The 19,237-nt window shown below is 63.9% G+C and carries 23 protein-coding genes and 1 tRNA gene; 9 read left to right on the top strand and 15 right to left on the bottom strand.

Translation table 11 applies throughout. The annotated features are described in order from the left end of the window. Nucleotides 1-47: 47 nt before the first annotated feature. Nucleotides 48-1,214, bottom strand: coding sequence for a pyridoxal-phosphate-dependent aminotransferase family protein (locus ACZ5KW_RS13005; protein WP_343778110.1), 1,167 nt, complete (start codon nt 1,212-1,214; stop codon nt 48-50). 150 nt (nt 1,215-1,364) lie between these two features. Between ACZ5KW_RS13005 and ACZ5KW_RS13000 the strand changes: the two genes are divergently transcribed. Next, nucleotides 1,365-2,894: an ATP-binding protein gene (locus ACZ5KW_RS13000; protein WP_343778108.1), complete on the top strand. Its 1,530-nt coding sequence runs from the start codon at nt 1,365-1,367 to the stop codon at nt 2,892-2,894. A 30-nt stretch (nt 2,895-2,924) separates the two neighbouring features. Here ACZ5KW_RS13000 and thrS read toward each other — a convergent pair whose 3' ends face one another. Further along, entirely contained in the window at nt 2,925-4,898 is a 1,974-nt protein-coding gene (thrS, locus tag ACZ5KW_RS12995) for a threonine--tRNA ligase (protein WP_343778106.1), read from the bottom strand. 233 nt (nt 4,899-5,131) lie between these two features. Here thrS and ACZ5KW_RS12990 point away from each other — a divergent pair, with 233 nt between their 5' ends. Continuing rightward, a complete protein-coding gene (locus ACZ5KW_RS12990; protein ID WP_343778104.1) occupies nt 5,132-6,112 on the top strand; it encodes a PLP-dependent cysteine synthase family protein in 981 nt (326 codons plus the stop codon). A gap of 22 nt (nt 6,113-6,134) precedes the next feature. Here ACZ5KW_RS12990 and ACZ5KW_RS12985 read toward each other — a convergent pair whose 3' ends face one another. Continuing rightward, the gene (locus tag ACZ5KW_RS12985) at nt 6,135-6,557 is read right to left on the bottom strand and encodes a CoA-binding protein (protein WP_343778102.1); all 423 of its coding nucleotides are present in this window, start codon (nt 6,555-6,557) and stop codon (nt 6,135-6,137) included. 72 nt (nt 6,558-6,629) lie between these two features. Next, nucleotides 6,630-7,229 (bottom strand): RAD55 family ATPase, encoded by a 600-nt coding sequence (locus ACZ5KW_RS12980; protein ID WP_343778100.1) that lies wholly within the window; start codon nt 7,227-7,229, stop codon nt 6,630-6,632. Between the two features lie 335 nt (nt 7,230-7,564). Between ACZ5KW_RS12980 and ACZ5KW_RS12975 the strand changes: the two genes are divergently transcribed. The 5 genes from ACZ5KW_RS12975 to ACZ5KW_RS12955 all read left to right on the top strand — a co-directional run bounded on the left by ACZ5KW_RS12975 (nt 7,565) and on the right by ACZ5KW_RS12955 (nt 10,978). After that, nucleotides 7,565-7,639, top strand: a tRNA-Arg gene (locus ACZ5KW_RS12975). A gap of 180 nt (nt 7,640-7,819) precedes the next feature. After that, entirely contained in the window at nt 7,820-8,062 is a 243-nt protein-coding gene (locus ACZ5KW_RS12970; protein WP_343781068.1) for a DUF7563 family protein, read from the top strand. A gap of 112 nt (nt 8,063-8,174) precedes the next feature. Beyond that, the gene (locus ACZ5KW_RS12965) at nt 8,175-8,486 is read left to right on the top strand and encodes a DUF5658 family protein (RefSeq protein WP_343781065.1); all 312 of its coding nucleotides are present in this window, start codon (nt 8,175-8,177) and stop codon (nt 8,484-8,486) included. Nucleotides 8,487-8,592: 106 nt separating this feature from the next. Beyond that, entirely contained in the window at nt 8,593-10,209 is a 1,617-nt protein-coding gene (locus tag ACZ5KW_RS12960; RefSeq protein ID WP_343781062.1) for a DUF7845 domain-containing protein, read from the top strand. A gap of 292 nt (nt 10,210-10,501) precedes the next feature. Continuing rightward, the gene (locus ACZ5KW_RS12955) at nt 10,502-10,978 is read left to right on the top strand and encodes a hypothetical protein (protein WP_343781059.1); all 477 of its coding nucleotides are present in this window, start codon (nt 10,502-10,504) and stop codon (nt 10,976-10,978) included. A gap of 15 nt (nt 10,979-10,993) precedes the next feature. On the opposite strand, the gene ACZ5KW_RS12950 is transcribed toward ACZ5KW_RS12955, so the two are convergent. The 10 genes from ACZ5KW_RS12950 to ACZ5KW_RS12905 form a co-directional block, all read right to left on the bottom strand. After that, a complete protein-coding gene (locus tag ACZ5KW_RS12950; protein ID WP_137711084.1) occupies nt 10,994-11,623 on the bottom strand; it encodes a hypothetical protein in 630 nt (209 codons plus the stop codon). A gap of 114 nt (nt 11,624-11,737) precedes the next feature. Further along, the gene (locus tag ACZ5KW_RS12945; protein WP_343781053.1) at nt 11,738-12,145 is read right to left on the bottom strand and encodes a hypothetical protein; all 408 of its coding nucleotides are present in this window, start codon (nt 12,143-12,145) and stop codon (nt 11,738-11,740) included. A gap of 189 nt (nt 12,146-12,334) precedes the next feature. Beyond that, nucleotides 12,335-13,426, bottom strand: coding sequence for a hypothetical protein (locus tag ACZ5KW_RS12940; protein ID WP_343781050.1), 1,092 nt, complete (start codon nt 13,424-13,426; stop codon nt 12,335-12,337). After that, on the bottom strand, nt 13,416-14,186 hold the full coding sequence (locus ACZ5KW_RS12935) for a DUF8125 domain-containing protein (protein WP_343781048.1): 771 nt from the start codon (nt 14,184-14,186) through the stop codon (nt 13,416-13,418). The genes ACZ5KW_RS12940 and ACZ5KW_RS12935 overlap by 11 nt, the downstream gene beginning before the upstream one ends. Continuing rightward, nucleotides 14,183-14,725: a hypothetical protein gene (locus tag ACZ5KW_RS12930; protein ID WP_343781045.1), complete on the bottom strand. Its 543-nt coding sequence runs from the start codon at nt 14,723-14,725 to the stop codon at nt 14,183-14,185. The genes ACZ5KW_RS12935 and ACZ5KW_RS12930 overlap by 4 nt, the downstream gene beginning before the upstream one ends. 32 nt (nt 14,726-14,757) lie before the next feature. Beyond that, the gene (locus ACZ5KW_RS12925; RefSeq protein WP_343781042.1) at nt 14,758-14,937 is read right to left on the bottom strand and encodes a hypothetical protein; all 180 of its coding nucleotides are present in this window, start codon (nt 14,935-14,937) and stop codon (nt 14,758-14,760) included. 1 nt (nt 14,938) lies between these two features. Continuing rightward, nucleotides 14,939-16,510 carry a hypothetical protein gene (locus ACZ5KW_RS12920; RefSeq protein ID WP_343781039.1) on the bottom strand — a complete coding sequence of 524 codons (1,572 nt, stop codon included), beginning with the start codon at nt 16,508-16,510 and terminating at the stop codon, nt 14,939-14,941. Between the two features lies 1 nt (nt 16,511). Beyond that, on the bottom strand, nt 16,512-17,030 hold the full coding sequence (locus ACZ5KW_RS12915) for a hypothetical protein (RefSeq protein ID WP_343781036.1): 519 nt from the start codon (nt 17,028-17,030) through the stop codon (nt 16,512-16,514). Beyond that, the gene (locus ACZ5KW_RS12910) at nt 17,027-17,287 is read right to left on the bottom strand and encodes a DUF378 domain-containing protein (protein ID WP_343781033.1); all 261 of its coding nucleotides are present in this window, start codon (nt 17,285-17,287) and stop codon (nt 17,027-17,029) included. Before ACZ5KW_RS12910 ends, ACZ5KW_RS12915 begins: the two co-directional genes overlap by 4 nt. Then, entirely contained in the window at nt 17,284-17,685 is a 402-nt protein-coding gene (locus tag ACZ5KW_RS12905) for a hypothetical protein (RefSeq protein ID WP_343781030.1), read from the bottom strand. Before ACZ5KW_RS12905 ends, ACZ5KW_RS12910 begins: the two co-directional genes overlap by 4 nt. Nucleotides 17,686-17,807: 122 nt before the next feature. Here ACZ5KW_RS12905 and ACZ5KW_RS12900 point away from each other — a divergent pair, with 122 nt between their 5' ends. Both ACZ5KW_RS12900 and ACZ5KW_RS12895 read left to right on the top strand, forming a co-directional pair. Further along, nucleotides 17,808-18,017 carry a hypothetical protein gene (locus ACZ5KW_RS12900; protein ID WP_006113927.1) on the top strand — a complete coding sequence of 70 codons (210 nt, stop codon included), beginning with the start codon at nt 17,808-17,810 and terminating at the stop codon, nt 18,015-18,017. Between the two features lie 238 nt (nt 18,018-18,255). Then, nucleotides 18,256-18,513: a DUF7386 family protein gene (locus ACZ5KW_RS12895; protein WP_343781026.1), complete on the top strand. Its 258-nt coding sequence runs from the start codon at nt 18,256-18,258 to the stop codon at nt 18,511-18,513. A gap of 155 nt (nt 18,514-18,668) precedes the next feature. Here the strand turns inward: ACZ5KW_RS12895 and ACZ5KW_RS12890 are convergent, their stop codons facing one another. After that, complete coding sequence (locus tag ACZ5KW_RS12890) at nt 18,669-19,001, bottom strand: type IV pilin domain-containing protein (RefSeq protein ID WP_464388571.1); 333 nt, start codon at nt 18,999-19,001, stop codon at nt 18,669-18,671. Nucleotides 19,002-19,237: the final 236 nt, after the last annotated feature.

Below are 19,237 nucleotides of genomic sequence, written 5' to 3'. Positions count from 1 at the left end.
GACGGTCGACGGTCGGCTGCGCCGTTTCCGGCGGCGCTCGCGGCCGCTCAGAACCCCTGTTCCGCCAGCGCGTCCGCCAGCGCCGCGAGGACGTACTCGACGTTCTTCGGCCGGGCGGAGTACCCCATACAGCCGATCCGCCAGACGTCGCCCTCCAGGTCGCCGAGCCCGGAGGCGATCTCCAGGTCGTACTCGGCGAGGAGGTGGTCGATGACGGCCCCGTCGTCGACCCCCTCGGGCACCCGCACCGCGTTCAGGCTCGGGAGCCAGTACTCGTCGGGGGCGTTCATCTCCAGCCCCAGCTCCTGGAGCCCCGCCTTCAGGTCGCCGGCGACCTCGCGGTGGCGCTCCCACCGGCTCTCGATCCCCTCCTCGGCGACCAAGCGGAGCGCCTCGCGTAGCGCGTAGACGTTCGTGATCGGCGCGGTGTGGTGATACGAGCGGTCGTCGCCCCAGTACCCCTCCAACAGCGAGAGGTCGAGGTACCACGACCGCGGCCGCTCCTCGCGGTCGAGCACCTTGTCCATCGCGCGGTCGTTGAGGGTGAGCGGGCTCGCGCCGGGCGGACACGAGAGACACTTCTGCGGGCCGGAGTAGGCCACGTCGACGCCCCACTCGTCGACCCGCATCTCGACGCCGCCGAGCGAGGTGACGCAGTCGGCGATCACGAGGGCGTCGTGGGCGTGCGCGATGTCGGTCAGCTCCGAGACGTTCGGCTGGAGGACGCCCGTCGAAGTCTCGGCGTGGACGAACCCGAACACGTCCGGCTGGTGTTCGTCGAACGCGCGCTCCACGTCGACGGGGTCGAGGGGTTCGCCCCACGGCGCCGACACCTCGACGACCTCGCCGCCGGCGCGCTCGGCCATCGACTTCATCCGGCCGCCGAAGTAGCCGTTCGTCGGCACCAACATCGTGTCGCCCGGCTCGACGAGGTTCCCGACCGCGGCCTCCATCGACGCCGAGCCGGTCCCGGAGACCGGAATCGTCCACCGGTTGTCCGTCCGGAACGTGTACCGCAGCAGCTCCTGTACCTCGTCCATGATCTCGACGAACGAGGGGTCGAGGTGGCCGACCAGCGGCGTGCTCATCCCCTTCAGGACGCGCGGGTGTACGTCGCTCGGACCGGGCCCCATCAGCGTGCGGTCCGGCGGCGTCAGCTCTCCGACATCCGGTGCTCTCTCGTCTGCGGTGGCCATCACCGATCGGTCGCTCATACCTGACGCTCCCGCGGCGACAATAAAAACGCGGTGGAAGCCGAACCGAGCGCGCCGACGCGCGGAGACGACCCTGCGGCCGCTCGCCCGATCGGGGGTCTATCACCGGTGATCCCCGGGAGTGAAGTGGCAGGGACACGGCCTGTAGGTATGAACGACGCGCCCGAAGCTTCGGCGCCCGACGCCGACCTCCGGGCGGTTCTCGATCGGATGGCGGACGGGTTCTTCGCGGTCGACGCCGGCTGGCGGATCACCTACACGAACGAGACGGGCGCGGCGATCCTCCGGGACGCGATGGCCGACGACGTCATTGAGTCCCGTGACTCCGTTGAGGGAGCGCACCTCTGGGAGTCGATCCCGGACGCCGTCGAAACGGAGTTCTACGACCGGTACCACGAGGCGATGGAGACGCAGGAAGCGGTGTCGTTCGACTCGTACTACGAACCGCTCGACACGTGGTTCGACGTGCGCGTCTCGCCCTCCGAGTCGGGCCTCTCGGTCCACCTCCGCGACATCACCGAACAGCGCGAGTTGGAACGGCAGCGCGAGCGGGCCCTCCATGCGGTCCAACGGCTGTACGTCGTCTCCTCCGACCGGAACCGGCCGTTCGACGAGAAGCTCGGCTCGCTGTTCGAACTGGGCTGTGAGTACCTCGACGTGCCCAACGGGTTCCTCACTCGCATCGACGAGGGGACACAGCACATCGAGGCGTCACACGCGACACACGAGGCGCTCCAGGCCGGCGAGAGCTGCCCGCTGGACGAGGCGTACTGTAAGCGAACCGTCCAAGTCGACGACCTCCTGACGGTCGTCGACGCGGCCGAGGAGGGATGGGGCGACGACCCCGCGTTCCACCGGTTCAACCTCGGAACGTACGTCGGCGGCCGAGTCGAGGTCGACGGCGAGCTGTACGGAACGCTCTGTTTCGCCGACACCGCGGCCAGATCGAAGCCGTTCACCGAACTCCAGCAGACCTTCGTTCGACTGCTCACCCGCTGGGTCAGCTACGAACTGGAGCGCGAGCGGGCGGAATCGCAGGTCCAACGCGAGCGCGACCGGCTGGACGAGTTCGCGAGCGTCGTCAGCCACGACCTCCGGAACCCGCTGAACACCGCGATGGGCCACGTCGACCTCGTCGCGGTCGACGGCGACGACGACGACCACCTCGAAGCCGCCGAGGACTCGCTGTCGCGGATGGCGACGCTCATCGACGACCTGTTGACGCTGGCCCGGGACGGCGCGCAGGTCGAGGACCTGACCGCGGTCACTCTCGCCGACCTGAGCCGCGAGGCGTGGGGGACCGCCGAGACGAGGGACGCCGACCTCACCGTCACCGTCGACCGCGCCGTGATCCGCGCCGACAGGTCGCGGCTCCGCCAACTCCTCGAAAATCTGTTCCGAAACGCGGTCGACCACGGGGGAGCCGACGTGACGGTTCGCGTCGGGGCCCTCGCCGACGGGAACGGGTTCTTCCTGGAGGACGACGGACCCGGAATCCCTGCCTCGGAGCGCGATCAGGTGTTCGAGTCGGGCTTCACGACCAGCGACAAGGGGACCGGGTTCGGCCTGCGCATCGTCGACGAGATAGCATCTGCTCATGAGTGGACGGTGGCGGTGTGCGAGGGGACGGAGGGCGGGGCCCGCTTCGAGATCGAGGGCGTGGAGTTCGTCGACGACTGAACGCGGCCAACAGGGGACCGTTCGGACCGGCTACTCGTCGACGAAGTCCGGCTCCGTCCGCTTCTCGTCGCGCTCCGCGACGAGGTGGCCGACGAAGTCGTCGAGGTCGACGTCGCCGCGCTGGTTCTCGAAGCGGTCGCGCACGGAGACGGTGCCGGCCTCCTGCTCGTCGTCGCCGACGATCACCATGTAGGGGAGCCGGTCGTCGTGGCCGGCGCGGATCTTCCGGCCGACCGTCCAGTCGCGGTCCTCGACCTCGACGCGGAACCCCTCCTCTTCTAAGGCGTTCTTCACGCGGTGGGCGTAGCCGAGCGTCTCGTCGGAGACCGGCAGGATCCGGACCTGCTCCGGCGCGAGCCACAGCGGGAAGTTCCCGTCGAAGTGCTCGATGAGCACCATGAAGAAGCGCTCGTAGCTGCCGTACAGCGCGCGGTGGATCATCACGGGCTGGTGGTCCTCGTTGTCCTCGCCCGTGTAGGTGAGATCGAACCGCTCGGGCATGTTGAAGTCGAGTTGGACCGTCGGGCCGTCCCAGACGCGACCGAGGGCGTCCTCGAAGCCGAAGTCGATCTTCGGGCCGTAGAAGGCGCCGTCGCCGGGCTCGACGTCGTAGTCGTAGCCGCCGGAGTCGAGGACGTCGCGGAGCTGTTCCTCGGCGGACTCCCAGATCTCGTCGCTGCCGACGGACTTGTCGGGGCGGGTCGCCAGCGCGACCTCGACCTCCAGGTCGAGCGTCTCGACGACCTCGAAGATCATCTCGATCACCGACTCGATCTCCTGCCGGATCTGGTCGGGGCGAGCGAACAGGTGGCCGTCGTCGATGGTGAACGACCAGACGCGCGAGAGCCCGGAGAGCTCGCCGCGCTGCTCCTTGCGGTACACCTTCCCGTTCTCGAAGTAGCGCTGCGGGAGGTCGCGGTACGACCACGACTGCTGGTCGAAGATAGTCGCGTGGCCCGGGCAGTTCATCGGCTTCAGGCCGTACTCCTCGTCGTTGACGTCGAGGAGGAACATGTCGTCTTTGTAGTTCTCGTAGTGGCCGGACTGCTTCCACAGCTCCGTCCGGAACACGTGGGGCGTCTCCACCTCCTCGTAGCCGTGGTCGCGGTTGAGCTCGTTCGCGAAGTCCGACAGCTCGCGGAGCACGGTCTTGCCCGGCGGGTGGTACAGCGGGAGGCCCGGCCCGGTCACCGTCGGGATCGAGAAGAGGTTCATCTCCTGACCGATCTTCCGGTGGTCGCGCTCTAAGGCCTCCTCGCGGAGTTCGAGGTGTTCTTCGAGGTCGGACTCCGAGGCGAACGCCGTGCCGTAGACGCGCGTGAGCGTGTCGTTGTCCTCGTCGCCGCGCCAGTAGGCGGCCGACACCTCGAGCAGCGTCGCGGCGCCGACCTCGCCGGTCGACTCGACGTGCGGTCCCTGACAGAGGTCGCGCCAGCCGTCTTGAACGTAGAAGGTGACTTCCTCGTCGTCGGCCTCCTCGTCTAAGATCTGCCGTTTGTACTCGTTGTCGGCGTAGATCTCTTTCGCCTCCTCGCGCGACCGGACCTCGCGCTCGATGTCGTAGTCGGCCGCGATGATCGCGTCCATCTCCTCTTCGATGGCGGCCAGATCGTCCTCGTCGACGTCGACGTCGGTCACGTCGTAGTAGAAGCCGTCGTCGGTCGGCGGACCGATCGTCAGCGTCGCCTCGGGGTGGAGCCGCTGAAGGGCCTGCGCGAACACGTGCGCCGCGGAGTGGCGCAACACCGTGAGGTACTCGTCCGACTGATCGGTGACGATCTCGATCCGCGCGCCGTCGTGGACCGCGGCGTGTTTCTCGACGAGTTCGCCGTCGATCTTCCCCGCGACGGTGTCGCGACCGAGCCCGGGGCCGATCTCGAAGGCGACGTCTTCGACTGTCGACCCTGCCGGAACGCTCAGCTCTGATCCGTCCGGCAGGACGACCGTCACCTCGGCCTCCGCATCGGTCTCGCTCATACAGTGTCGCAGCCGGACGACGGTCATAAGTGTGTTCGATCCGCGGCGTCGGATCACACGCCCGACCGGCTTCGGGGCCCTGTCGCGGCGGTCGCTGGAAGCATGCCGTGACGGTCGCCGAGCAGGCTGTGGCGGTCATCGAGAGCGGGCCACGGCGGTCAGGGCGACCCGATCCCGGCAAGCCACGCCGCTGCCGGGGAGTTCCGGAGCCGGACGGAGCGATGACAACACACAAATCAGGCGGCAACCTTTGCCGGGCTATGACCACTCACGCGGAGCCCCTCTCGTCGGTGTTGGAGACGGTCGGGGAGACGCCGCTCGTCCGCGTCCACGATTCCCCGGACGGCGTGCCGGTGTACGCCAAGCTGGAGTCGTTCAACCCCGGCGCGAGCATCAAGGACCGCATCGGGAAGTACATGCTCGAACGGATGCTGGAGCGCGGCGACGTGAGCGAGGGCGGCACCGTGATCGAGCCGACCGCGGGCAACACCGGCATCGGGATCGCGGTCGCGGCGGGACAGCTCGGACTGGACGCTATCTTCGTCGTTCCCGAGCGCTTCTCGGTGGAGAAACAGCAGCTCATGCGCGCGCTCGGCGCCGAGGTCGTGAACACCCCGAGCAAGGACGGGATGGAGCTCGCCATCGAGCGCGCCCACGAGATCGCCGACGAGCTCGACGACGCCGTCGTCCCCCAGCAGTTCTCGAACCCCCTCAACGCCGAGGCGCACTACGAGACGACCGCCCCCGAGATCGACGAGGCGCTCGACGGCGCGGTCGGCGCGGTCGTCGCCGGCTGCGGCACCGCCGGGACGCTGATGGGCATGGCCCGCTACTTCCGCGAGCGAGACGCGGAGACGCACGTCACCGCGGTCGAACCCGCCGGCTCCGCGTACCGGGAGTTCTTCGGCGAGGAGGTCGAACACGAGGAGTACAAGACCGAGGGGATCGGCACTCACGACATCGACACGAACGAGCTGTTCGACCCCGCGCTCGTCGACGAGGTCCAGGCGATACCCGACCGCGAGGTCCACGAGGAGATGGGGCGGCTCGCGGCCGAGGAGGGGCAGCTGGTCGCCTCGTCGGCGGCCGCGAACTCGCTCGCCGCCAAGCGCGTCGCCCGCCACATCCGCGACGGCGAGATCGACGCCCCGCACGACGCCGTCGTCACCGTGTTCTGTGACTCCTCCGAGCGCTACCTCTCGAAGGGCGTCTACCGCAGCTTCGAGGAGTGGGAAGGGTAGCTCAGACCGGTTTCCCTCCCAGCTACCCGCGCAGCCGTCCGTGCTCGACCTTGAGACACCGGTCTTGGACCACGTCGATCCCGTCGGCCTCGGCGCTCGCGGCCGCCTCGTCGTGGCTGATCCCGAGCTGGAGCCACACCGCTCCGGCGTCGCCGCGCGCCGCGTGGCGCTCGCGGACGGCCTCGACGATGTCCGGCACCTCGTCGCTCGGCCGGAACACGTCGACCAGGTCGATCGCCTCTTCGACGTCGCCGACGGCGTCGTACGCGGGCTCGCCCAGCACCTCGTCGGCGTACGGGTTCACCGGGATAACCCGGTATCCCCGTCGCTGGAGGTACGCTGGCACGTCGTGAGCGGCCTTTCCGGGCGTCGTCGAGCAGCCGACGACGGCGATCGTCTCCGCGTCGAGCAGACGGTCGAGTCCGGCGTCGTCAGTGATAGGCATGCCCGTCCGTTCGGTCGCGATCCGATTAAGTCGATCCCCCGGTCGTGCGCCGGCCGGCGGCCGGGGGACTCGTCAGGCGAGCCGGATCTCGGGTTCGCCGTCCTCGGGGACGGTGATGATCCCGTCGAACAGCTGTTTGATCGTGTTCATCGCCTGGTCTTCGTGGGCCGTCGAGTCGATGCTGAACAGGCCGAGCCCGTTGACGCTCTGGACCCGGCCGGTGAACACGTGGAGGAAGCGGAACACGGTCTGGAGGTCGGAGTACATCAGCAGCGTCGACAGCGAGTGGACCATCACGCGGTTCCGTTCGATGCCGCGGTCGCCGAACGCCTGGAGGAACTCCGAGAGCTTGATCCCGATACCGGTCATATCGACCGGCGAGGAGGCGTACTTGATCCGGTCGGACTCGCGCGTGTCGCCGCCCTGCTGGCGGGTGACGCAGTCCACGACCGCGACGGGCTTGCCCTCGTAGGCGACTCGCTTCTCGTAGTCGCGAAGGACTCGGTCGGCGCCGTCCTTGGTGGTGACGACGATGGCGCCCTCGTCGCGTTCGGTCCCGGCGGCGAGGATGTCCATCATTATCGACCGCTTTCCGCTGAGCGGCGGGCCGGTCAACAGGATGTTGGTCCCGGGATCGACCTCGGCGTCGAAGTGCGGCGTCAACTCATACATGGACGCACCTCGAGGGCGACGACGTCGGCGCGGGCCACTCGTTCGGCGGCGAGGCCGTACGACCAGGACACATCTACTACCGAAACATGCCCGCTCCGAATAATATTCTTTTTGATCGGCCCCTGTCAGCCCGCGGTCCCCCTCTCAGTCCGTGTGAAGTTCCCACAGGTCGCGGTGTCCGCTCTCTCGATCGGTGCCGATCGCTCCCGAGACGGCTGACGTGTCACGTTCGCGAATCGACCGAGGACCCGTCGAGGCGACGCGGATCGGGCGACCGCGCGACGTCGATTTCGGATCGCGGGACTTAACACGCTCACGGCGAACAGTGAGAGTACGGGCGCTTAGCTCAGTTTGGACAGAGTGCTTGGCTTCGGACCAAGTTGCCACGGGTTCAAATCCTGTAGCGCCCACTTACTCACCGACCGTTTCACGACTAATGCCGATTCCACTGTAGCGACTCGCTACGCCGTGGAATCGGTCGAAGCTGTTCCTCACGAACCCGCCCCCGAAATCGGGTTCAATACGTCACCGATCGCGGCCCCTTCTCGTCGGTCGATCGACCCGACCAACGTCGGGGTGATCTCCGGATGATGGATCTCCGGGTCGAGCCGGACGCGTCCGGAGTCTGCTTGGAGTGCGGGTCGCACCTCCCGCCGCGGTTCGGTCGGGTTCACGGCGACGACGACGATCGCGCGCACCGCTGTCCCGAGTGCGACTCGTGGGTGCGGATCTGCGAAGGAAGCGCGGCCGGGAAAGACGTCGACACGCCGGACCCGCAGACGAGCCCCGCTCGCAACGCGGGCGAGCCGTGGAACGGAGGGGTGTCGGGATGAGCCCGTTTGTCCGCGCGAGTCAGCTGTACGACCCGGCAGAGGGTCCACAGGCTCACATCCGTGACGCCGCCCGGCTCCGCTGGCAGCGCGACGCCGAACGGGGGCGATCGGCGTGAGTCCTGACCGCTCCCGAGCGGGGGAGACTGTGGCGATCTTCACGTCGCACGGGGTGCTCGACGCAGCGACGACGGTCCTTGCGTCCCGAGCTATTGGTGTTGAGGCGGAAGCGAACCCGATCGTCCGCGAGCTGCTCGCGATGGGCGAGCTGCCCGCGGCGGTCGCGATGCTCGCGGCCGTCGGCTTGTGTTGCGGTGCGTGGCCGGTCGCGGCTGACGCCCTGAAGACGCCGGAGTGGGTCGGGCTCGGAGTCGCGACGATCGGCGCCGCCGTCGCCGCGGTGAACCTGGTGGTGGTGTTCGCATGAGGCGCGCCTGCGAGACGTGCGGGTGCGAGCGCCCGTCGGTCCGTGTCCGAATCGACGGCCGGACGGAGTGCGCCGGCTGCTACCTCAACCGCGCTGGGTACTCGCGATGAAGGCCGTCGAGACGGCCCCGCACGAGTACATGGCGAACTACGTGTACTCGGGGCTCGGGGCGTGGTTCGGAGCCGCGCGGCTCGTCGACGCGACCGGGAGCCGGCGCGGGAGCTTCACGCTCGACGGCGAGAAGTGGCGGGTGACGCTCTCCTATCAGGAGTCCGGGCTCGCGCCGCCGGACGGCGGTGAGACGCCGGACGGGACGCGCGTCGACTTCGACACGCTCCGGGAGTTCCGGCTGAACGCGGTCGTCGACGACGAGGTCGGCGAGCGGAAGGTGAAGGCCCTCATTCAGCCACGGTGGCACGGGCTCGAATCCACCGAGGGGAAATCGGTCGCCCGGCCGATGTGGGATCTCGGCGACGCGGTGAACGTCCGGGTGAACGCGTCGAACGTCGAGTTCGACCAGGTGGAGTCGGTCATCCAGCGAGCCGCGGGCGCGGTGACGCTCGACCCGATGTACTTCGAGAGCCGCAACGACGAGTACAGCGTCGTGATCGACGCGGCGCGGTACGTCCGGCTCGATCGGGACGTGTCTGGATCCGTCCACGCTCGTGAGGGACCGCTCGCTCGGATGGGCCACCTGCTCGAAAGCGATCGCTCGGGGTACCGGAAGCTCGTTCAAGACGACACCGAGCGCGCCGGCTACTACCACACGGTGACGCTCGGGCCGAAGCGGATCCGCGAGGCGTTTCCTGACCACCGGATCCCGAAGGAGTTCAAGCACTACTACGCGCGAAACGCCGAATCGCTCCCCGACGAACACCCGCTCGCGCACCCGAAGCTCGAAGCGTCGTATCAGTCGAGTCGGTGGAACGAGACCCTGCGGCCGGTCGACCACGCGGAGATCGTCGACGAGCTCGAAGAGGCGATCCTCGCGACGCTGAACGAGTCGGGGCTTCCGACGCAACCGCTCGACGACGACGGCCCGAGCGGCGGTCGCACGTTCGTCGAAGATACGTACTTCGAGGCGGAGACTGTCGACCGCTCGCGCGTGCTCCCGCTGAACTTAGAGCGCGTCGAGAGCGATCAGCGGAACGTGGTCGTCCGGCAGCTCGCCGACGGGCTCTCGCCGGTCGAGTGGGACTCGCTGAAGACGCTCGTCGCGGACGGGGGCGACGTGTCGCCGGCGGAGATCGCGGACGAACACGACTGGCATCCCGATAGCGTCCGCCGGGGACTCCGACGGATCGAGGACATGGTCGTTCGCGAGAAGGGAACCGTCGCGTTGCGGTCGCACCACGTCGCGGAGCAGGTCGTTGAGGCTCTCGACGCGGCGCGTGAGGGCGTCCGGAACGCGATGGGGGCCGCGGCGAACGCGGTTCAAAACGCCGAGCGTGCGTCTCTCGACGAGCGTACGGACGAACTGATCGCGTTCTGCCAAGCGAACGGGATTCACATCGACGAGCGCGAGGCGCACCTCCGGGTACGGATGGGGAACCTCGCGGGCGAGTCGTGGTCGGAGCTGGTGACGCGGCTCAAACGGTACTGGGTCGGTGCGGGTCGCGATCCGGAGCGACTGAAAGAAGCGGTCTCGCACTACCGCGACGCATCTGGTCCGAAAATCCGGCCGGTGCGGAGTGCGTGGGGGAAGGGTCAGACGCTCCGGTAGCGCGGCCCCTCGTGAGTGGCAACACTACCCTGACCCTCTTTTTGCGGCCGTTTTCGCCTCGATCGACCCCTCCGACTGGTGAGTTCGCGACGATCTCGACCGCAACCCAAGCGAGGATCCGAGCTCGACGAGCTGCTCGTCGACGCTGAACCGACACCGGGGGGTCGGTTGGCGGTTAGGGGTGTGGCTAAGGCCACAGATTCTAAGGTACCACACTCCCTCTGCGAAGCCAAACGCAGATCGCGGTAGGACCGCTCAAAAAATTCATATCGACCTGGCTTGATTTTGATCCATGGTTGACATCATCTCTAATTTGGTGGCATATGGTGCTGGTGTAGTATCCGTGTTTATATTTAGAGATGTCTTACCATTTGAATACAAAAGATGGAGAAGAAATCAGATTGAGAAAGAAAATGATCGTCAGAAATGGTTCCAACAAGTGAATAATGCTGCTAGTGATATCGAATCTACATGGGACCATGAGTTTAGCCAAGTAGTTGAGAAGGACAACCCACAGCCCGATCATTCTAAGATTCAGAGAGAACTTGGCCGCCAAGCAGGGGTTCTCATTAAACTTGAGGGACGAATAGAAGCGGGTGATAATGTTGATGAAGAGCTACAGGCAGCCATGACCGACCTCATCTCTGCCTGCCAAGAAATTGAAAATCTTCCCTTACACATGAATTCACAGTCGGACTTCAAAGAACGAGAGGAAGAGATACTTAATCTGTCCCAGAAGGTGAGGAAACTGAGCAAAAAAGAAATTTGAATTGTGTCATATTCTTCAATCGTCTTGTGGTATAATTTGTACGTTGGAACTGTTTATGAGCCTATCAATTAGGCCTCTCTCATGATGTCCGCCGACGATCGCGCAGGCATTTCCCGAGTGTGTTTGTGCGTGTTGTTCGATGTCGAGTGCCATCTGTGCGTCCCGTCCATACAGCGTAGCAGCTAGGTACGACAGGAATGCCACCGCGGTAACGTAGATGAAAGCAATTAGAGTAAATATTGGATTTCCAAACGCTGCCTGCGTTACAAATACGATGAATAAGAGGGCAAAGTTCGATAGAAACCAAAAATACGGTGAGGAATTAATTGTTGGGTGAAAACTCCCATCAACTTCTATTATCTCCACGTCATATTCATTAGCAATCTGTTGTTTCAACTGCTCGTCTCCTTTTCCTATCGCGTTCGCAATGGACTCTGCGGCTAAGACTAATATCGCACCCAGAACGATAAGAGGCGCTATAACACTGGTTTTTGCTTTTGTATATGCTGATTCATCATCAGTGACACATTCGATGAAAACAAAATCTACCGTGTCAAACTTTTGTTTAGTTAATTCGAACCGGTCGCTTGAATCTCCGATATGTGATCCACCCAAAAGAAGCAGGGATAACTGTTTGTCTGACATATCGGCATAGTGGTCCGTGAAGTAATTAATTCATTCTCTACTACCGTCCAAGGAATATTTCTATGATGACCCTCCTCTCATCCAGTGTTTTGTAATGATCCACGCGGGATATGTTCATTGAAGATTTTTCATTAGCCTGACTGCTGATAGCTGAGCCTCCTTCGAATGACTCCGGTAGTGTGTCTCGCCTGGATTCGTCCAGTTCGTGATCTCTAGGTCCCGAGCGCGGACCGTCCGCGACGATACGACTGTTACCTCTCTCCCTTCCGCTCGGTACCACACAAGCGCGTACCCGCCGTCAGCGCCCGCGAGCGTCTCGTGCTGGTCCTCCCAGAACTTGAACGTCGGTCGCACGCCGTTGATCATCGACCCCTTCACGTCCCACGGACGGCCGTCCTCGTCGGTCGCGTCGAATTTGAGTCCGTCCACGACCGGATAGTCGAGCGTGAGCGGGTAGCGGTCCGTCGCCCACAGCTCGACGAGCTTCCCGTACCGACCGACGATCGCCGGGTCGTAGCTCACGACGATCCTCGTTTGGGTTGCGGTTGGTCGCCGCGCCGATCGCCGTCGACGAACGAATTTCGACCGAACCCCGGCCGCGCGGCCCCCCGCGGATTCGGACTCCCCGCCGCGATCGCACGCGTATAAACAGAGGTATGCGCCGGGGCGGGCGGCTGAATGAACGCATGAATCCCCACCGCGTCTATCGATTCACGCGACCGCATCGTTCACTACCTCGCCGTGGTCGCCGTTCCTGTATTCAGCCATCCTGTCGGAGACCCACGCCGCGGAGTAGCCGACGAGGTCGCCCGCCTCGGCGTACGTCATGCCGTGATTCTCGACCGCGCGGATCGCCTTGCTCACCGCTTCCTCGCGCCGGACCGAGTCGGCGTCGACGCCCTCGCTCTCGTCGTCCTCGTCGACGAGCTCGATCGCGAACTCGCTCGGCTCGTGTTCCGGGTAGTTCGCGGCCGTGTCGGTCAGTCCCTTGTAGTCGCTCCCCTCTTCCCAGTCGTCTTTACCGCCCTCGCTCTCCAAGAGGCGAGCGCGACCCGGGTCGGACCGCGAGGGCTTCTCGATCGCGAGCGACGCGACCCGGCGGATCGACTTCGCGGTTTTCGTGCGCGTGTGCCCGACGAGCAGGACGCTCCCGCGCTTCGGGTGCGGCCCGTGTTTGGACTCCTTCTTGCGGATGAAGAGCAGCGAGTCCGAGAACTGCTCGGCCGCCTTGTTCCCCGACCCGAACCCAGAGAGTTCCTGCGCGATCTCGTCGAGGACCGCCAGCACCGGGCCCTCGATCTCCGCCATCGCTTCGAGCATCTCCCGGTCGGAGCGCACCACGCGGTCGAAGCCGTCCCACGACGTGTTTCCGATGAGTGCGCCGCCGGTCCGGATCCGCCACGCCATCGCCACGTCCAGCGTCGTCGCGGTCTTGCCCGAGCCGGGGGCGCCGAAGACGAGTCCGATCGCGCCCTCGTGCGCGAGCTCGCCGGCAGCGTCGCGATACAGGTCGCCGCCCTCGCGTTCCTGTCCGGTAAGCCCGGTCGCGCTCTTCATCTGCGAGACCGATCCGTGTCGCACCGCCTCGTCGATCGTCTCGGTCGCGGCGTTGGAAATGATGAGCTGACCGATCCGCGTCTCTTCGATCGGCTCGTCGAGCAGCCCGTCATAGTAGTTGAGGACCGCGAGCGTGCGGCGGTCGTCGACGAGCCCGGCGTACCCGCGGACGTGCTTGCCGGGATCCTCGCCCCGGAGCGCGCTCGCGAGTTCGGCCGCCGCGTACGCGCCGGTCTTATCGCTCATCGTCCACCTCCAGCGCCTCGGTTTCGTCGAGCAGCTCGAAGCCGATTGTGTCTCCGTGTCCGTTCCGCTCGGTGTCGATGTCGTCTCCCTTCATGCTCTGTGGTTTCAGATCGTCCGGTAGTTCCTCGTCGAGAATCGCCGAGACGGTCGCGCCCTCGTCGTCGAACGACGGGGTGAGCGTCGGGTCTAGGATCGCCTCCTGGTCCTTGAGCCGACGCTTGTCGAGCGTCCGCGCGATCGACCGGAGCCGACGCTTGAGGCGCCGCGCCTCTTGGGCGTCGGGCTCGAACTCCTCGCGGAGTTCCGCGACCGCTTCGAGCGCGTCGACGACCTGGACGTTGCCCGCGAGCTCCGACCCGGCGACTGACTCCCGCCAGTTGGCGACGGCGACGTTGTCTTCGGGGCGGTACTCGCGCACCTCGTAGACGCGCTTCGCGACGGGCCACTCGAAGAGGCTGCCCGCGTGAACGTCCATGTCCGCGAACTGGTCTTCGCTGAGCTCGTAGACGGCGCCGCCGGTGTCGTCGTTCGCCTCGAACGCGACGAGATAGATCCCCTCCTCCTCGGGGAGCAGGTCGACGACGTAGCCGCCGGCGACGTACCCGCCGATCGCTATCGCGACCGCGGCGGTCGCGACGACGCCGGCACCGTCGATCTCCCACGGGTACGGATACCGCCCGCTCTCGGCGCCGGCGATGAACAGCAACACAAGCCCGCCGGCGAGGATCGGTCGCTCGCGGGCCGCGGCGACCGGATTCATAGTACCCTCTCGACGGATTTCTCTTCGTCTTCGCGGCGGTTCTTGACGACGCGGAACGTGAGCCCGGCGCCGCCGATCCCCGATAGGAGGATGAGGATCTGGGCCCGCTCATAGCTGATCGGTGGCCGGTCCGGCGTCGTCTGTCCCGTCGAGACGTACGCGAACCGGTTGTTCGCGATGCTGCCCGGCGTGGTCATAGTGACGGCCGCCTGCCCGGCGCGGAGCGGCACTGAGACGAACAACTCTGTCTGCCCCTGCGGGAGCCGATGCTGGTAGATTCGGCCGGAGCCGGACCCCTCACCGAACTGGACCGCCTCGGTGAGCGTGATACTCGTCGACTCGTCGGTCTCGAAGAGCAGCCTGAACCCTCCGCGCTCGCGGTCGTATTCCCACTCGACGAGTCGGGTATCGGCGTCGATTTCCTGGGCGTACGTCTCGGGCTCGCCGACGTCGACGGACGCGTTCGTTTCGAGACCCGGTCCGCTCCCGTCGCTCTGCCCGGCGACGCCGCCAACCGCAACACAAGCTGCGATGCTCACCGCAACACAAAAAATCAGGATACGGCGCACGGCTAGATCCCCGGGATGAACGACCGGATGGTCGTCTCTATCCAGTTCACGGTGAGCCCGACCGGGTCGTAGCCGAGGGCGATCATCACGATCCCGATCGCGACGAGAGCGAAGCCGAGCTTTAGAATCGGCTCGACGGCGAAACTGATGATCGACAGGTACGGCGCAAGTGGGTTGACCATGCTACGACCCGCCTCCTGTCGCGAGTGCGTACACCACGCCGACCGCGCCGACGACCGCGGCGATCGCTCCCACGTTCAGCGACTCACCGCCGAAGAAGCCGGCGCCTGCCCCTCCGCTCGGTGGCTGTGTCGTTTCCAGCAGCCGCTGCTGTTCCTCTCTGATGCTGGCTAACTCCTCTTCGATTGATGATATATCTGCCGTCTGAGCCGTCCGGCTCGTCGGCGTTACTTCCTCTACGTCATTACCTTCGGAGTCGGTCGCCTCTAGAACCGTGAACGGATTGACGATCTGCGTGAAGTCCGTGGATCGCTCTCCTGTATCCGGGTCGATATACTCATATGAGACGTATATCGGTGCCTCGAAGTTGCTGGGATCATAGGTTTGTCCGACTGCGAACCCGGCCGGATTTCCATCGCTGTCGTTCGGTTGGGCGTTCGTATAGATTTCGCCGTCTACCTCATACGTCTCGCCCGAGTCATCCTGTAGCTCCAGCCGAAGTGCGAACCCCGCCGACGTGGGTATTCCCATCATCCCCGCGGCCGCGGCCTGCGACGAGAGCCCGGTATTCTGCCCCAGTTCGGTCGCTGCGGTTATCGGATCTAGGATATCCTCTGTCGGAATATCTCCCTGTTCATACTGCGCGTAGATATCCGACACCAGACCCGTGAGATTGGCGTTAACCTCGTCTCTGGACGCGATTATATCGCTCCAAATCGTCTCCAGTTGCTTGTATCCGTAATCAACAGATCCCCCATCAGGGGAGGCAAAACGCCACTTTTCGACTTGGATCGTGTTCCCATCGCCGTCCGTCGTGGTCGGGGTCGGCGGGTTCGGGGGTGCGATGCTGAAGTTGTTAGAGGTTGTTTGTCCGCTTCCGGTGTCAAAGGCGTACCCGGGCTTCGACAATTCAGCAGTCGACCCGTCTAAGAGATTCACCGACTCTACCCCCTGCTCATACACGTTTTTGAGGGACTGATATGACCCACTGAGGTAGAGTTGTATCGTGTCTACGTTCGCGTCTATTTTGCTCTGTACTGACTGCCCCGCCGAGATTATTTTGTCAATCTGTGCGTCGAAGTGGGTGATCAGGTTTTCTTGAATTGTAGAATAATACGAGTTAACCGCCTCTGTCGACGCCGTAGCCGCCTCCGACTCAGTGCCCCCATTATTCATCACCGTCAGTGCCGCCGCTTTGCCTTTCGCCAGTGCGACATTCTCCGAGTTTTTGACGTTGTTGGAGATCGACGTAAGCACCCTCTCGTTTGCCGAGACTGTCGATAAAGCGTCCTCGTAAATTCCACGCTTTAGTGCCTCGCTACCTGTGAAATTCGAGTAATCTTGTTCTTGACCAGTCTCTTTCTCGGCGTTCCGGTACATCAAGTAGCCGAGCCCAATCGCCCCCGCGTACCCGGCCGCTACAAGCGGTGCGATAGCGGACGCGGATCCGACCGGTGACAGTCCGACCTTTGATGCGCCGCCGATCGTCGCCACCGAGCCGACGCCCACGGCGGTCGTTTTCAGTACCCCCCGCCGCGTGAGTGTCCGCTCTTTGTCTGGTTGTGTTGCGGTCATGCTAGTCCTCGCGCCCGAAGTAGATCGCCCCGACGACGACGATCACTGCCACGATCACCCCAGTCGAGGTACCTGCCCCACCGAGTCCGCCGCTGCCACCACCGGAGACGCGCTTAATCGTCCCCCAGTCGACCGACTCGATGAGCGACCCGTCGCCCGAGCTCGTCACCGAGATATGAACCCGAGTGTAGCTACCCCGCTCTGTGTCGTTGAGTGCGTACTCGAAGGATTCGACGGACCCACTCGATAGCGTACGGGTTTCGTTCAGCAGCTCGGTTCCGTTCCCGACATCGGTCCCGTTGGGCACCCCTTCGACGACGACCGTCACATTCGGCGCGGGGGCACCGCTGTAGAGCGTGACTGCCGACACGTCGGCGTACGCGCTTTCCGTGTCGTTCGTCACTTCTACCGTGCCGTTGTCGACTGCCGTATCGGCTGCGACGCCGCCGGCCGCGATCCCGGCGAGCAACACGACGACCGCGAGAACGAGCCCGGAGGCAGCGATTGTGTTGCGGTTCATGAATCGTCCCCGCGAATCGAGTCGACGACATCCGTCACATCGTAGACGCCCAGGTGGTCGGCGAGCGTGATCACGCCAGCGACGGCGACGGCGCCGTAGACGGCGGTCGCGACGGCCGGCGACGAGAGCGCCGAGCTGAGCTTGGCGACCGCGTTATACTGGAAGAACTCGACGAGCCCCCAGTTCAGGGAGCCGATCGAGGTGAGTATCCAGATGATCCCCGCGATCGTGTCCTCCCCGTCCCAGATGGAGCTCATAGCATCCACCCCAGAGCGAACTGCCCAGCTGTAACACCGACGACGTACAGGAGACCCCAGAGATCAGAGCTCTGGAAGAAGCTACCAATCGTGTTGGGGAGCGCGACGAACGCGATCGGGAGCACGAGCGTCCCCACGGCCGCGGCCATATACCAGCCCTGTAGTCCCTTGATGTCCTCCGAGAGAGACTGAAACTCGGTGTTGTCGTTCGTGAGGATTGTCAGGACGATCGACCCGTAGCCGAGGACCCACGCCGTCGAGAGCCCGATCCCCGCGACGGTGAACTGGGTCGCGCCGAATTGGACATCGAAGAGTTGGAACGATGCGATACCGACGAGCATGAACGCCGAAGCGAGGCCCGTCACTACGAGGGCGGCGTCGACGGCGTCGAATTCCATTTTCGCCATGCGAGCGGCCGGGCTACGGTGGCCCCCATATACTCCCGCATTCAGTATGGTCTACGGCCGTCACGTGTCACCTTGAGGTATCTTTAAGTGAACCACCGTGCCCGCGAGGGTCGATGGGATTCAAAAGTCTCGTCGACCGCGACGGTAGCGGAACCGTAACGATCGACAAACAGCACCTCGAACTCGACGGATTAGTCGCAGAGGACGGCTCGATCAAGGAAGCCGACGCTCACACGCAGCGCGTCGGCGAGCGCGCGTACCTAGTGCGCTTCCCCGAGGACGGTGAAGTACCGACGCTGCTAGAACTCGTGGGGCGAGCGTGAAACCCCGTGGAAGGGGGTTCTCGACGCGACCCCGTGGGTCTAGAAGTAGATGTATTCACGATCCGCGATCTATGCACCTCGGTCAGCGCGATCAGCGTACAAGGTACATAGAAATCAGTCGTGTTGCGAGTGGGGACCACCGAAATTTCGGCCGATCCGGCGGACCCACTTCAACAGAGTACGGTCAGTCACTCCAAAACGACGGAAACGCGACCCCCGTACATACGATGTGGTATAAATGAGCCGTCGAACCAGTCTCAAGCTCACCGACAAGCGTGAACGTCAGTTCGAAAAAGCAAGTAAGATCGTTGCGAGTGGTCCCAACGATGATCCACCGATGAGCGTGGTGATCGACGCTGCGCTTGCGCACCTCATTCAGTCTGAGGCAAACATTCGCGACGCACGCGACGAGCTAGATCCGGCGACAATCCAGAAGTTCAACACTGATGTGCTTGGACTGAGGTATCGGACAGAGGTCCAAAGTCGGTGGCGATAAAATAATCTCAGATTGCTCCTGCCAATAGCATCAACCCGATTTGATCAGTTCCGCAACAATGCGTTCTGGTATTCATCAAGCAGTGTTAATAGAGAAATTCAAATGTAGCATTGAGGATCGGTAAAAAGAATCAGCCGTTCGGGCTGAGCGTTGGTTTACGAGTTTGCGACGGTGAACGAACGGACAACTGAAGCTTCTCCGTTCGGTCCGATCGCGACCACATTGTACCTCGTGCTACTACTAATCGAACTATTGTCGAGTGTGACGCTCTGTCCTGTGGAGTTCAGGGTCCGAACCGGCGAACCACTGGTTGAGTTCCTGACTTCCACAGTCTCAGCGGTTCCAGTGTTAGTGAGAGTCACAGTAACTTCTGTCGTATTGTCCCCGTCAATTGTAACACCGGCAGTGGCAGACCCACCAATCTGATCGCCGAGTCCGAGTACGAACGTCCCGATGACGGCGGCCAGAATGACAGTGATCGCGACCATCAGTATGACCCCGATTACGGGACTCACACCACGATCGTCCTCGTTGAATAGTTTACCTAGTTTCATAGTTGAACCCAGCAGGGTCCGACGAGCGTGATCCGGCTCAGTCGCGGGTCACGTCTCTCGGGTCGCTGGCTACTGAAAAGTAAGTAGATCCTGTATATATACTTGATGGACCACCTCTCAATCGTGAAAATTAGTCCGGCACGTTCAAGCCGTAAGTGTCCATTACTCAA

The sequence above is a fragment of the Halorubrum ejinorense genome, assembly GCF_055389685.1.
The sequence above is the reverse complement of the archived record's forward strand: the minus strand, read 5'-3'. Positions and strand labels throughout refer to the sequence as shown.